This is a genomic window from Bacteroides sp. NSJ-48 (assembly GCF_014287405.1).
GTDB lineage: Bacteria > Bacteroidota > Bacteroidia > Bacteroidales > Bacteroidaceae > Bacteroides > Bacteroides stercoris.
The window spans coordinates 55,100-70,601 of sequence record NZ_JACOOD010000008.1; the positions used below are offsets into that span (position 1 = coordinate 55,100).

Sequence of the window (15,502 nt, forward strand, 5' to 3'; positions counted from 1 at the left end):
TTTATATTTGTGTTTGTTTACTCCTTAAACCAAGAGGGATCATTGCCTTTCCAACTCATAATCTTTTCCCGGCTACCAAAGTTTTCATTAAACTGTGCCTCACTAAGATTAAGTACCGTAGTTCTCACAGCTTCAGGAATAAGATTGTAGAAATCGTCTCCGGATTCTGTCTTACCGTTGTACATCTTGCAACCGGCGGTAACCGACGGTACGGCAGGCTCCAACGGTTTATTTTCCCCTACAAAGTTCGGACCGTACACATCGGCAAATGTACAGTTCAGGAAAGTCAGGTTGTCAGGTGCATACTGATAAATCAATGTGGACTTAGTAACTCCCTCGCCTACCGTAAAACGGCAACGGTCGAACACATAACCCAAATAACCTTCTTTGACACGAGCCTGCATCACGGCACGAGTGCCGGTAGGTGCATGAAGTTCGCAGTCTTCGAACAACACAACTTCTCCCGAACCCCAGATAAAGTCCGTAGCACCTGCGATATAGCATTTGTAGAACCAATTATATCCACCGCCCGGAAGCAAAGTATCTTGAAAACTCAGAATACGGCAATTGACAAGAGCGGCCGACTTATTATCAATAAACAACGCTTCGGCTTGTCCGTTTTTGCCCAACGTCCATCCATAAGCATTCTCTATTGTAAGATTCTCAAAACGAATATGCTCGGAATTACCTTGAAGTATTACAACCGAACGACCACCAGAAGAAGGTACAACTGTTCCCACCGGAGCAAACTGATCGATATTCGTACCACCGCCGATACCGCCGTTTATATCATTCGAGTTATCATACTGAACGTTAACCGCTGTATTATCTCCCGGATTCCCTTTAATGGTAATATTACTTTGGTCGCGCAAATAAATCATTTCCTGATAAATACCATCATCCAACCGGAATACTTTCTGTGCATTTAAATCTACATTAACAGCACAAAAATCGATAGCTCCCTGCAATGTATAGAAATGGGCTGCCGCATCGGTATGGCTTATCCGTACATTATATTCCGGACCGTCAATCTGAGGAGCAGGCTTTGTCTTGAAAGTCCACGCACGACCGTAAATGCCTGGAAAATCTTCCTGACCGATAGCTTCGCGGTCAATAACCACATAGTACTCCGTATCAAAATCCAAACGTTGCTGATGGGGCTTGATGATAAAATCATTTTCTTCCACCCGTACCGGATAATAGTTCACCACGCGACGACTGACAGAAGAACCCTTAGGTGTCACGCCTATGATATCCATCCAAGTATTCAGAAGAGTTTTTCCATCTTCAATGGACACACGTCGTTCTCCCATATTAATCTCATCCACCATCTTATGGTCGCTCATCCGATAAATGCGGATGTATCCGCTTGTACCCAGCTCAGGCGCTACGCCGTCGAAAGAGATTTTCAATTCCGTATCGGCAAAAGCATCAGTTGCTTTATCGGCTGGAAAGAGATGGTACTCGGCAGGTTGATTCCCATCCGCCGTACCGTTTTCATTGCTGCCGTCTTCCCACGGAGCGGAGCTGTTTCCTGCATCCACATCTTCCAGACGGCCTATGATAATATCTTCCGTAGGATCGATATAAATTCCGAACGTATATTGCGAACCGGCATTGAATTTGGGCAGACTGATATCAAGGTCGGCAAACACCCATTCGCGTGTTCTGCCGTCCAAAACAAACGAAACCTTGTAAGCATCGCTTAAAGCAACGGGCAGAATGATGGCTTCACGATAATTGTTAGCAGAATTCACGTAAGGAGTTATATCGGCTACGGAATTATCATCTGTTGTCAACGCCCCCGTCTGCACATTGAATGCAGCGGAAACCGGCATACCCAGTATCTTCACATCACTTACCGTCAAGGGGTTCTTTTCCATATCCATGAACTTCAAAACCACCTTTGAGAGACGGTGTGTAAATTTCAACGCAATGTTCGTATCGCTTTCTTTATCATACACATACGGTTCGGATGCAGTACCGTACAGCAAGTCGCAAGCGGTACTTCCATTGCTTTGGTCGGCTATCGACACCGGATAGTTAAAATCCTGCATATCGACATTATACGGATAGTAAGCGACAAACTTCACCGGCTTGCCATCGTCCTGCACAGCAAGCGGTGTTTCCGAAGTGAATGCTACCGACTGACCGTCCTCAGCACATACATAAGGTACATTCACATTGTCCAATACCGGCTCGGACGTATCGGCATCCAAGGCGAATGTTCCAATCTTGTCCCCATTCGTCCAAGACGTGCCGTCTTGTGTGACACGGGTGGTAAAGCCTGTCAGGTCTACACCGAACGTAATCGTACCGGTAGTAGGCGCAGGATTATCACCCGTCTCCTGCTCGTTGTCCGAGCAGGAGAGGAACAATAGTCCCAAAAGGGGATATAATAGGGTATGAAATAATTTCATAAAGTTATAGTCTAAATAATTGTTATACGTAAACACGGATTATTCTACTGATTTATACCAGCGGGGATCACCTGCTTGAACATCAATTTTGAGCGTAAGGTCGCCGTTGGCTGCATTCACGAACAAGTCAGATACTGTATAATCGGTATTAAAATTAACGTGCTTGAAACCACCAGTTGCCACTTTTCCATCGCCGTCATTCTTCGCCGCATAATTGCCATCGCCATTCGAACTACTTGTGTTATAGGACAAATTGGAATGTTCCGGATCTATCATAGCAGAAACGTTGTTTTCATACGTTATATTACAACCTTGATTGGTTCCTTGAATCGGAGTTTTATCCAAACCAACCAATGTACAATATTGTACGGTTATTGTAGGATTGGGAGCAGTACCATAAGTATGCGGATGAATAGCCTGTCCCGACATCTTATAGAAAGTAGAATTTGTAAACATCATCGTCTCCGAACGATATTCTTCAAAGACAGAAACGATATCGTGCATATAACAATCGTTTACCACAAAAGAAGACAAGGCATTTCTTTCAACATCACGATCCTTATTACCATCCCAATTACATACATATTTCATTCCTGTAAGCTCACATTTTTTAATCTCTACCACTGCACCCGATGCAAATTGGTTATCAAGGTTATCTTCTGCCGCATTACTCAACAAAGTTGCATTTGATTCGCCTGTAATCTTTAAATTATTCAAAGAAAGTTTCTGAAGACCGGTATTTATAATGCTCTTCATGGACAATACCACTTGCTGTTTCCCGTCACCCAACAACATCAATTCCGTAACCGCAGACGGTATCACCAGATTAGTGCTAAAATTGTAAGAATTACCTGATGCAAACAACAAAGCAATCTTACCAGAAGCACCGTCCAACACAGTAGTCAGTTCTGTATCACCATTAACCGGAATGGTTTCATATCCACTTGGTATTTCCGGATTGGTCTCTGTAGCATCGCCACCTTCATTCTCACCAGGTTTCCAACCTTCATTACTTCCATTCCCGCCCGAAATCAAATCGCCGGATGAGTTTTTCAGATTTATGTTAAATATGTATTCATAACCGGCTTCAAACTTAGAAATCTTACTGGTTGCCGGTACCATATATTGAAAAATCTTTCCACCTGCTTCAATGGTTACAGACATAACCTTTGCTATATTAGCAACAGGAAGCATCACACCTACAAACGATTTATCAGACAATTTATGTAAAGTGACTGCTTTCGGTGCATCATCTACAGACAGTTCTCCTTTGAGCAGGTCAAAATGAGCAGTTGTATTGAGTCCATTTACTTTCACATTTTCGACTTTCACATCTTCATTACCTATATTTACATACAATAATGCCAACTGATGATGAAAAGTCATAGACAGCCCGCTACTTAGCAATTCATCCGAAGTCTTGTTCTCAACCTTTGCCCACATCAAGTCATGACCGGCAATACCGGCAGACTGGTCTGCCAAGTCTATCTTGTATACACCTGCACCGGCATCCACTTTCCCTTCCTCACCGGAAGAATAGGGATAATATGCCACGAAATCGCACGGTTGGTCATAAATACCTATTCCATCTGCGGCAGCTACAAAGTTGGTTTCTGTAGATGTTTCTGCCACATCGGCATTATACTGTATATTCATTGCAGAGTTACGGATGTTTCCTGTTCCTGCATCGAGCATATATACTCCGATAGCATCACCACTCTCCCACTCGCTGTTCAGATTGACACGTGTGGCAAAACGGTCCGTGCCCGAATGGATGGCATCCAATGTCTTCTCTGAGCGAATACCGGAGCTCAACTCGTCTGCTTCGCTGCAAGCAGCCGCCAATGTAGAGACGGCTGCTGCATAGAATAAATGTTTAAGTTTCATATTATTAAATTTTTAAGTTTATAATTTCGTCAGTTTTATTATCGTTCTTTTATCAAGGCAACCAGCGTGTATCACCCGCACGATTGGTAACTATCGGCGAAGAACTGTCTTTGATGGTAAGGTCGCCATTGTCGGGATCGGCAAACAGTTCGGCTGCCGTAATATCCAAGTCTGTAGCATTCATCTTGGCACCACCCAAAGCATAATCTTTCGTCGTATAGTTGTTGGCAAAATGAGTAGTGGTATTGGCACCCGCCACATAAAGGTCTCCTGAAGGCGACGCAAGCACCATGCCCTCGATAGTCAGTTCGGAGCCTACGGCAGAACCGATATTTATCAAACGCTTATTGAGACAGTAGTTATAAACGGTGATATTCTTGAATTCCAACTGTATGGGCTTATCAATGTAAGGTGCATTGAAAAGATTGCCCCAACCGAATCCTGTCGTACCGTCATTGTCACGGCTGAACGTACAATTGCGGAAGACAACTTTATCCACTTGGTCGTATGCTGTCGGGTCATTGAACGAGCGCAAATCCATCAAACCGTAACCACCTGTCTGCCAACCGCACTTATCGAAACGGCATCCTTCCACCGCAAAGCTCATGATATGCTTGCTGGTTGCCTGTTGATGACGCCAGAAGCCACGGGTAAGCCCGATGAAATCGCAGTTGACGAAGCTGACACTTTCAATGGTGAATGACTTGTCGGCATTCATGAAATACTTATTGTTGGATGTATGTGAAAACTCGATATTCTCAAATTCCAATGCCGTAATATACGAGCCTTCGGCAATCCTCCACCAATCGTCCAAAATCACTTTCGGCTTGACACCCTCACTGCTACCTACCAGACGGAAACCTTTGGCAAGTTCGAACGGAGTAATACGGTAGGAAGAACCGGCAGGCAGGTAATATTCCGTTCCTTCCGGAATCTCCGGATTAAGGTCATTCTCCAGCAACATGGCAGAAAGATCGTCTTCCGGTCCTACAGGAATGGACGATGCAGACGGTCCGGCAGTACGGAGCGTTACGGAATTGTAAGGTTTGTCGTACTTGCGAGGTTTATTAGTATCGTATACATTAACTGTATAAAGCGTATTCTTCGTCAGCCCTTCAATTTCCGCATACCCCTGCAACATTTCATCAATGGTGAGATAACGGCTTACTCCCGGCAATGTAGCGTCCATCATAGGCATTACGCTGATACTGTCCACGGGATCTTTCTTATAATCTTTCTTCCAACGGATAATAGCAGTTGTTTCTGTAATCTCTGTCTTTGAAACATCTTCGAGCAGACGGGTAAATTCCGGCCGTTTCTCGGTAGAAGCCGTGGTGTAACTCCACTGCGAATTGTTGGCCTCATCAGCCGCATTGCTACGTACACGAATGTAATACGTAGTTCCGTAAGGAATGTCATCGACAAACAATTGCGGTACTGTTGTTTCCTGAGCCATGAACAAGTTGCTGTGGTACTGGTCGAGGTAATACTCCACCGTATAGGAAACAGCATCATTAACCTTATACCACACAAGGCTGATAGAATTGCCTTTCACTTCCGGCTCCTCCAATACGAAACGAGGCTGGAACAGGTCGTTTATCTTATTATATTTATCATCCGTACAGCCGGTAAGCAGTGTTCCACACAGCAATACGGGCAATGCGGCCGTCATCAGTTTATGAAATAACTTTATCATAAGTTTCATCTTTTAGCTGTAATTAATATCCGTAATAGTTTTGAATCAGTCCTCTATGGTCGGTAATCACTTTGGACGGATAAGGACAGAGATAACGCAAAGGATCGGTAGGTTTCACCATCTGCTCATTGTTTTTATTAATGAATCCACGGAAACTCCAGTAAATTTCGCTTGCCGGCTCATACTGCTGGGTCTCCTGATTGAGCGTACGCCATGTAATGGCATATTCCTTCATCTCATAACCGGCAGGACGTCCCACCTCGGGACCGTATTCATCGATTCCCACAATGTCAAGAACCGTACGACCGGCATGTTCCGGGTCGGGTACGCTCTTATAGTAGATGCGTTCGGGTACTTTCTCTATTCCCGGCACAGCCGTACCGTTGGCTACCAGTCCCCAATTAATCATTTCATTGTAAAGGTTATAAATAACTTCACCGTATTTATTCCACCGGGCAAGGTCGTACTTACGGATACCTTCACCGCCAAATTCCCACTTACGTTCATTCATAATGGCCTGGAAGAAATCCTGTTCATTGGTAAGCGATGCCACATAAGTATCCACTTTCTCTGCATGGAGAGAAGAGGCAAAAGCACGGCGACGCACACGCTTCAAAGCTTCCTGCGCATCCTCACGGGGACCGTAAAGTTCATTCACGGCTTCGGCATACATCAACAATACGTCGGCAAAGCGCATACGCACATTGTTGACACCTGTGTTGGTTCCGCTGCTTGTGCCCAACGGAGACTGCATATAGAGTTTAGACCATTTGGCTGCCCCCATACCGGCAATACCCATATCATATTCCTGATTCAAATCCTTATCGTATTTATAAGGCGCACAAGTCATATCGCGACGCAAATCGTCCTTATCGAACGAAAAGATATAAGTGCCGCAGAAAGTGACGTAATTACGGGCACTTCCGTATTCATGGTTACCCTCGGCAATGGTAACACCGATATTATAAGCAAAACGGCTACTTATACTTTTCAGCATGGGAACTGCAAAAATAACATCATCATCATTGGCGGTTTTCCAGTTACATTCGTTCATCCACAGGTTTTCAAAACTCTGTTTCAAATCGTGCTTGCCTTCTTTGATAACCTTGCCCAAATAGGTAACGGCAATCTGATAATAATGCTCGAAATTATTTCCACGCTCCATATAGCCTACATTCGTAGGATTATCTTTATCGGCACGTAATGCCCAACCGCCACGGTACAAGGCAAGCTGTCCGATAAGTGCCTGACAGAATTCGCGTGAAGCACGTTCTACACCGTAATCCAAGTCGGCAGCATACTTCATCATCGGTTCTGCTGCAATAAGATCATCAATAAGGAATTCGAGTATCTTGTCACGGTTGGTAGTGCCGCGACTGAAGAAATCATCCGTAGACTCTGTAGGTTCGGTAACAAACACCACATCGCCCCATGTACGAATCAAGTCGAGATAGAACATGGCACGAAGTGTCTTTACCTCGCCATACATCTGTTGTGTTTCGGTAGGGCCTTCTTTACCTATCTCTTCCGACCAAAGAGGAGACTCTTGAACGGATTGCAAAAAGTCATTGGCATAGTTTATGACAAAATACAGATTATTCCAAGTACTGTTCAGTGTTCCCCAGGTGGGACGTGCATCAAAGCAACCTATATCCGACCCTGCGGAATTGACCGTACTGTTCTTGAAGGAAGACATTTCCACATCGGTATTCGTATTAAATCCGCTGGCCAGATTACTGCCGTAAAGACCGTCTTCCGTCATGGAAGAATAAATACGGGTCATCAATGATTTCATCTCCGTCTCGGAAGAGAATACGTAATCGGGGGTAAATCCCGAAGCCGGTGTCACATCCAAGAAGTCATTGCAGGAAGACAAAGAAAGCAGAGAACCTGCAACGAACGCATATAAAAGTTTCTTATTCATAGTTCTTTTTTTAAAGATTCAACTAAAAGGTCAACTGTGCGCCAAAAGTATAGGTACGGCTACGCGGATAACGGTTATTGTCTATATTCGGCGTTAATCCCGTGGCAATATCCACTTCAGGGTCATATCCGGTATATCCGGTAATAGTAAACAGGTTACTTCCCGCCACATAAAAACGCACTTTGCTCAGACCTGCTTTCTTAGTCCACTCCTGCGGAAGCGTATAACCCAAAGTAGCCGAGTTCAGACGCAGGAACGAACCGTCTTCCACTGCATAAGACATACAGATAGGCTTACCTATGGATGTAGGATTCCACATAGTAGCGTTCTTATTGAATTCGGCAAGAATTTCCGGACTATAGCGGATTTCATTACCCATATCGTCGAAATTGCGCCAACGTCTGTCGGAAGCTACTTCCATACCGAAGTTATTTTCATGGTTATCCGCCCACGTGGTAAGCATTACCTTATTGGCATTGAATACATCGAAATCGTACATGAAGTTAAAGAACATACTGAGGTCAAAACCTTTATAGGTAGCGTTCAAGCCAAAGCCACCCGAGAACTTCGGAGTCGTATTTCCGATAACGGTACGGTCGGCTTCTGTCAGTTGATAAGGATTGGCGCTGTTCGGGTCTACCGGAGTCAGCTTCTTGAACTTGGCATTACCGGGACGCGGAGTATCCGACAACGGGCTGGAGTCTACCACACCCTCTTTCAATTTCCAAGTACGCGATTTAGCATCGAACGATTCAAAATCATCCACCGTATAGAAACCGTCATTGACGTATCCGTAAATCAGGCCACTGGTACCACCTACGTAAGCACGGTAATCATCAGCATTCATCAGACCTTTATTCCAACCGGAAGTCAGTATCCATTCTTTCTCACCGCTTGCCAGTTTGTCTATTTTGTTCTTATTATGACCGATATTGAAATTCGCATTCAGAGAGAAATCTTTTGTTTCAACGATATAGGCATTCAACTGAAGTTCGATACCCCGATTGGAAGTCTGCCCCACATTAGTCATCAATTTGGTATACCCCGTATAGCCGGGAATGTCCGAAGGAACAAGCAAATCTTTCACCGTATTCCAGTAAATATCTACCGTACCGCTGAGACGTTCCTTAAAGAAACCGAAGTCGAAACCAAGATTACGGGTAATGGTAGTCTCCCATTTCACATTGGGGTTGTACACATATCTGGTATTATAGAACTGATAATAGTAGCGGCTTATTTCGCCCCAGCCGGCAGGCGTCTTGCTGCTTACTCCGTAGAGTTTCTGATAGAGGTCGGCATCAATACGGTCGTTACCGGAAGTACCGTAACTCAAACGTAGTTTCAGGTTGGAAATCCAGGGAATGTCCTGCATAAAGTCTTCATTGGAAAGACGCCATGCCAAAGCTCCTGCCGGAAAGAATCCCCAACGATTATTGGAAGCGAATTTCGATGAGCCGTCGGCACGAAGCGTAAACGTAGCCAGATATTTGTCCTTATATCCATAATTGATACGACCGAAGAAAGAAGATATGCGTGAGGGAGAATCCGCTTTTGAAGAATTTTCGTACGGAGTACCGAGTGACAGATTGTCAAACGCCTGCTCGGCCGTAGTATTCTCCGGGAAATAACGGGTGGAATAAGTCTTGGTCTTGGTTTGCTGGTGTTTGATTTCCTGTCCCAACATCAGCCGGATATCGTGCGCATCATCATCCAAAGTAAAGTTGTAGTTCAATACATTGGTCAACTGCCACTTGGTGCCTTGCTTCATCATCCATTCCGCCATAGGCTGGTTATTGTTATTCTTGGCATTCTTGGTGCCCATACCCCAGAATTTGCGTTGTTCTTCGGTATTATTTTCAAAACCGAACTCATTGCGCAAAGTCAGTCCTTTCTTTATTTCCCATGTCAGCGCTCCCATGGTATTGAGCAACTTATTAATACGTTTCTTATAGTTTTTTTCTGACTCTTCTTTGGGATTGAAACGTACGACTTCTTCCAGCTGGTCCGGATCGAAATAAGTATCGTCCTCAGGTAGAGTCATGTATTCATCCAATCCTTCGGTAGGTGCCTGGCGCAAAGCATCCAACAAACTGACTCCCTCTGTTCCGGAACCGTCTACTTCCTTATGCAACAAGCGGGTACGATATTCCATTGTGAGAAACTTGAAAGGCTTTAGGTTGAACGAGGCATTCAGGTTGTTCTGCTTCAAACCATTGCCTACCATTACGCTGGGTTGATCCTGATGAATAAAAGCCAGTTTGTATTTTGCTTTCTCCGTACCGCCATTCACACTGAGATCAAGATAAGAAGCCACGGGATGAGTACCGAACACCTCATCCTGCCAGTCGGTACCAGGGTCGCCTTGATAGATATAATGTTCGTAGGCATGACCGTATTTATTGTTAAAGTCAGTCGGATTGGAGCTCTTCTGGCGGGCATTCTCATACTGCATCAATACAAATTCATACGGGTCCATCACATCCAGTTTGTTGGAAAGCGTCTTGGTTTGTACATAGGTATTCAAGCTGATAGAAACACGACCCTCCGTCGGATTCTTGGTTGTCACCAAAATAACGCCGTTGGCTCCACGAGCACCATAAATAGCTGTAGAAGCGGCATCCTTCAATACTTCAATAGATTCGATATCCGTGGGCGGAACATCATTCAGGCTGTTTACTTCAAAACCGTCGAGAATAATCAGCGGACTGTTGTCCTGTGTGATAGAGCCGCCGCCACGTACCAGAATCTTAACTTCCGCATCGGGCGAACCATCGACCGTCGTCACCTGTACGCCCGGCAGTTTACCGACAATAGCTTCGGCTGCAGAAGTTGTCTGCACTTTTTCCAGAATCTTTCCCGACACACTGGAGATAGAACCGGTAAGATTACCTCTTTTCTGAGTACCGTAACCAATAACGACTACATCTTCCAGCATACTGGCAGACTCAGTCATGTGTATATTAATACCCGAAGTACGACCCTTCAACGGTTCTTTCACTTCTTCCATACCTACAAAACTGATTTTCAAAACAGCCTTGTTCACATCAGGAACGTTTGTCAATGTGAATTTGCCATCCAAATCCGTAGTACAACCCAATGTCGTACCTTGTACAATCACAGTGGCGCCGATTACAGGACCATAGTCGTCGGTCACCGTACCTGTTACGGTGGCAGTCTGTGCCATTGCACCGACCGCTACCATCAACAAAGTAAATATGCTTATGATTAACTTATTCATTTTTCTAAAATATATAGTATATGTATGTGTTGTTCACTATTTTCTCTCCATAGACAGACCACCTTCATTCTGATAATAAACGATATGCTGTACCAGATTATGGAAATATACTTCCAAATTGGAGTAACGGCCATTAGGATCTACATTGGTACTGATTTGATTGGCATCTGCAGGGTCTTCCGGATTCATGCCGTATGCCTGTTCCCAAATATCGGGTATGCCGTCATTATCACTATCCGGCCAAAGATAACCTTTCTTCACTTCTTTATAGCCTCCGGCTGCATCACTCGGAGTATCGATAATACCCGGTTTTTTATCAGAGTCTTTCAGAGTAACCAAATTTCCTTTGTCATCCCAATATTGCATCTTCGAACCTTTATAAGGAGCACTTCCTGCCCTGACTTCTCCTACTACTCGCTGGTCTATCTCATCACGACGCAAAGAAGCCCCGGCATAATCCAATACTCTTTCATAAGCAATTTGCGGCGTATGACTGGTCACCTTACCGAACGGTTGATAATCCGCCATCTTCATAGCTTGTTTCTCTTCTTCAGACACACCTTGCTCAATCAAGCTCTTATCAAACTGCGCCCAAACACCGTCCGTCCAGTTATCGGCACTGACCTTCGAATTACCTTCTACATAATTACCATCGATATAAGCTCTGGCAGTGGGATCGGAAGAAAGAATACGATATGACTTATATCCCGTACCGGTAGCCGGTCCCGGTTTATAATAACAATTTGTCAGATTGAATTTCGCATACTTGCCACCATAGCTTCCGAAACCGCTTTCACTCCAATTGTAATAAACATTATTGCGTACATCAAAATATCCGCAATAGTCATAGTCAGCCTGAGTTCCCGGTTCCGAAAGATCGGAGATACGCGGACAACGGCTACCATGATGTGCCAACAGAATATGGTGGAAAGAAGCATTATCACCGCTAAACATAGCACCGTAACCATGGGCGCCTTTGGCATGGTTAGACAAGTTCAGACTCTCACTGGCAATGCACCATTGCGCCGTAAAGTTTCTCACTCCATAGAAAGTCAACGTTTCATCCACACTCCAACCGGCAGTAACATGGTCGATGATTCCATCTGTAAAATAGCGTCCGCCAATAGCATCCTCGGCATAATCGGAATGAGTATCTCCCGGACGGATTCGCAAGAAACGGACAATAGCATTGATTTTACTTCCTGCACCTTCTTCCGGCTTTTTGGAAAGGTTGAAAGAAAAATTATAATTCTTCAATGTAATACCCTCTCCCGGAGCAGTCTGTCCGATGATGCTCAAATCCGGATGATTTACCAGATAAATACCCTGTTTCAATTCAATAATACCGTCAACATCGAAAACGATAGTACGAGGACCTTCCACTTGTTCGATACCATACCGCAGACTACCTTTTATCGGTGTTTCTCCACTACCGTAATCTTCCAAATTGGTAACCTTATAGAGTGTACCGCCACGTCCGCCCGTAGTAAAGCGACCACCACCTTCCGCACCGGGGAAAGCCAACGCTCCGACACTCTTGTCATCACCGATGCCGGTATCGGGCTTTCCGTATTGGAAAATCGTCACGCTCTTATCCAAGATACGCACTGTACATGTACGGGGTAAAACACCCTCATTATCTGCAATTGTCAATACAATCTCATTTCCTGTTGACTCCCGCTTATTGTGGGTAATCCAAGACTCAGAAGGAATGGCATCGAAATCCTCTACCAATTCATCCCCTTCCTGGGTGAAAGGAATTACCAGTTTACGGCATTTATACGGAATGGCGTACTCATCCTGTTCAATGGTTGCCATACCGTTCACTGCTTCTTGCATTACTTTCAGTACACGTTGCAGTTTGTATTCGCCTACTGTTTTGAAAACAAGTTCCGTAGAACGGGCAACACCCGTATTAAGAGCCACTTTGAGTTTCAGGTTATCGGTAGTGAAATTACGGGTTGCCGGAGTTTCCTCCACTACTTCAATCCAATCACACTGCTCATCGATATTCATTTCCCACTCTATGTTAGAAACGACTTTAAGTTCCACTTCCGCTCCCCGGAAAGAGATAGGTTCGGAAGTAAATTCAAACAGAATGTCAGGGTCGGAACCCAGTTGCTCTACGGAAATCTCCTGTTCCAAAGCAGCACCGGCACCCGCCATGGTTATTTTAACCTTACCAGTACGTTTGGCTCCATCTGTATTTTCCGTAACAAACAGACGAAGTTCATCATTTCCCGTACCACTATCTTTCGACAAGGTAAGCCACGTATTCTCCGCATCGCCAACCGGTTCTACCACAGCAGCCACCCAGTCGGCAGTAGCCGTTATATCCACAGTAGAAGAACCGGCTACATTGGAAAGTTTCAGTTCATTCTTCGACAGTTCCAGATTATCGGCTTCCACGGCGCCATTCAGTTCGCCATCGTCGCTACATGCTCCTAACAAGCCCGCCAATAATATGAATAAGAAAGTTCTCATAGTTTTTATTTGTTTTTCGTTAGTATTCCGGTTTTATTTTCTCCAATACGGGTCACCGATGCCTTGTGTATAAACCTCAGAGGATTTATCCTTAATGGTGAAATTCCTGTTAGACACATCTTCGAACAGTTCATTCATGGGAAGAACGGTTTCTATCGGTTTTTCATCCTCTTCCACACCCCAGTTTTTCAATGCAAAACCATTGGTGATATAATTGTTCTCGAATGTACGGGCAGTGATATTTTTATGAAGACTGAACCAAGTACCATTATCAGCATCAACCTCACCACTGAAAAGGTTGTTTTTTATTGTGACACTTCCGTCAGTAATATTCTTGGCATTCAAGTCAAAGAAAGTCATACCTGCTTTCGTGGCAACAAACGTACAGTTCTCCACCACTATATCCAGTTTACCTTTCATTGAGCTAACTCCTGTAATCAACGCTTTAGTCATATCATTGGCGTGGAAAGTCGAGTTTCTAAATTCAAAGGCATGTATCGGGGCATCCTGTTTGGTAGAAAGGCCGAACAAACCACTCTTACCCGAATTCAAACCCAAAATACGGCAATTCTCAATGCAAACCCTATCCACAATTTGCTTTTGAGCGGCATCTACCTCCTGATACCACATAGTACGTTGCAAATCATTAATTTCACAATTCTTCCATGAAATAGTACCTACATGGAATTTTTGATTTTTCAGTTTGAAGAAATCTTGTGCATCTACTTTAATAACCAAATTCTCAAAATGGAGTTCCTCAATCAGATTCTCACTTGCCATACTCAAACTCGATTTCAATTCCAACACGGCAAGTCCTTCACCGGCTTTAGGTTCTTGTCCAACAATCGAAAGTCCTTTCGGAATATTATCCAATGTCTTGGATGTAAACTGATAAGCAGTTCCGGCTTTCAGGAACAGTTTAATGTCTGCTGCCGTCTCATCACTCTTCAATTTGTTATAAACATTATTAATATTCTCTCCGGGGCTGACAAATGTATACCCATCCGGCACACGAATAGGAGCATCTGGAGTAATATCCTCTTCTTCCCATTCTTCGGGAGTAATCGTTACCGTATAATCCTGAATTGTAGGTTCATCCGGATTATTAAGTTCGAATGAAACCGTAGTAAGCTGTTTAGGCAGAATGGAGAAGGTACCATCTATGTCCTTGGTCTGAATTACCTGTTGTTTCTCATCGAGATACTCAATACGTACAGTTACGGCTTCTTGACTGGTCTCTGTTTCAAACAGCACCAAATCATCGGTATAGTTCACACCCCCTGTAGAAGTCGCAGTATTGCGTACCACCTCGATAGGAGACTTCACAAATGTGGCATCCGAAATCTTATACCCGGATATAGGTGTAGATACAATAGCACGTATCGTGGAATACCGTTTGTCCGCTTTACGGTCTGTAGCTCTCAAACGGAGCGTACCGGTACGGTTGTACATACGAACCTCCAAAGGATTATTAAACGGAGAAGTGTATTCCACAGGTGCGGATAAAGCATATATTTTCTCTGCTTTCGGGTCTTGATTAAGCACGATGTCGTTCAAATTGCCCGGATGAGGAAGAGAATCTGCTTCGGTAGTAGCAACAACACGGTATGTACCGTTAGGAAGCTGAAAACGATATAACGTAGAATAGTTAGCCACATACCTGCCATCGGAGGCATAAATAAACAACGGCTTATTGGACGAGCCGGTATTCAGCGAATAAGCCTCATCGTCCAGATACAATTGAATGTCCGTCACCACCGAAGAATCATATTTATTCTCCTCGGAGCAAGCGGCAATGCCGAGCAAGAACGTCACTCCTGCCACAGCTGATAATATACTTTTTCTCATATCAG

At 44.3% G+C, this 15,502-nt stretch carries 7 protein-coding genes; all 7 read right to left on the reverse strand.

All coding sequences use genetic code 11. The features are described 5' to 3' along the window. Positions 1-17: 17 nt before the first annotated feature. From H8S52_RS05720 to H8S52_RS05750, 7 genes are read right to left on the reverse strand one after another with little or no spacing between them, the layout of a single operon-like run. Positions 18-2,420 carry a pectinesterase family protein gene (locus tag H8S52_RS05720; RefSeq protein WP_186909445.1) on the reverse strand — a complete coding sequence of 801 codons (2,403 nt, stop codon included), beginning with the start codon at positions 2,418-2,420 and terminating at the stop codon, positions 18-20. Positions 2,421-2,459: 39 nt separating this feature from the next. After that, a complete protein-coding gene (locus H8S52_RS05725; RefSeq protein ID WP_186909446.1) occupies positions 2,460-4,307 on the reverse strand; it encodes a fimbrillin family protein in 1,848 nt (615 codons plus the stop codon). Positions 4,308-4,359: 52 nt separating this feature from the next. Beyond that, positions 4,360-6,003 carry a DUF5123 domain-containing protein gene (locus H8S52_RS05730; RefSeq protein ID WP_117901700.1) on the reverse strand — a complete coding sequence of 548 codons (1,644 nt, stop codon included), beginning with the start codon at positions 6,001-6,003 and terminating at the stop codon, positions 4,360-4,362. A gap of 22 nt (positions 6,004-6,025) precedes the next feature. Further along, positions 6,026-7,927: a RagB/SusD family nutrient uptake outer membrane protein gene (locus tag H8S52_RS05735; protein WP_117901677.1), complete on the reverse strand. Its 1,902-nt coding sequence runs from the start codon at positions 7,925-7,927 to the stop codon at positions 6,026-6,028. Between the two features lie 22 nt (positions 7,928-7,949). Beyond that, on the reverse strand, positions 7,950-11,165 hold the full coding sequence (locus H8S52_RS05740; protein ID WP_186909447.1) for a TonB-dependent receptor: 3,216 nt from the start codon (positions 11,163-11,165) through the stop codon (positions 7,950-7,952). 36 nt (positions 11,166-11,201) lie between these two features. Then, positions 11,202-13,649 (reverse strand): BACON domain-containing protein, encoded by a 2,448-nt coding sequence (locus H8S52_RS05745; RefSeq protein WP_186909448.1) that lies wholly within the window; start codon positions 13,647-13,649, stop codon positions 11,202-11,204. 33 nt (positions 13,650-13,682) lie between these two features. Next, a complete protein-coding gene (locus H8S52_RS05750) occupies positions 13,683-15,497 on the reverse strand; it encodes a DUF5123 domain-containing protein (RefSeq protein WP_186909449.1) in 1,815 nt (604 codons plus the stop codon). Between the last annotated feature and the right edge of the window lie 5 nt (positions 15,498-15,502).

Excerpts from the sequence above, each read along its gene's own strand:
- H8S52_RS05720 (WP_186909445.1), bottom strand. The coding sequence starts at position 2,420 with ATGAAATTATTTCATACCCTATTATATCCCCTTTTGGGACTATTGTTC.
- H8S52_RS05725 (WP_186909446.1), bottom strand. The coding sequence starts at position 4,307 with ATGAAACTTAAACATTTATTCTATGCAGCAGCCGTCTCTACATTGGCG.
- H8S52_RS05730 (WP_117901700.1), bottom strand. The coding sequence starts at position 6,003 with ATGATAAAGTTATTTCATAAACTGATGACGGCCGCATTGCCCGTATTG.
- H8S52_RS05735 (WP_117901677.1), bottom strand. The coding sequence starts at position 7,927 with ATGAATAAGAAACTTTTATATGCGTTCGTTGCAGGTTCTCTGCTTTCT.
- H8S52_RS05740 (WP_186909447.1), bottom strand. The coding sequence starts at position 11,165 with ATGAATAAGTTAATCATAAGCATATTTACTTTGTTGATGGTAGCGGTC.
- H8S52_RS05745 (WP_186909448.1), bottom strand. The coding sequence starts at position 13,649 with ATGAGAACTTTCTTATTCATATTATTGGCGGGCTTGTTAGGAGCATGT.
- H8S52_RS05750 (WP_186909449.1), bottom strand. The coding sequence starts at position 15,497 with ATGAGAAAAAGTATATTATCAGCTGTGGCAGGAGTGACGTTCTTGCTC.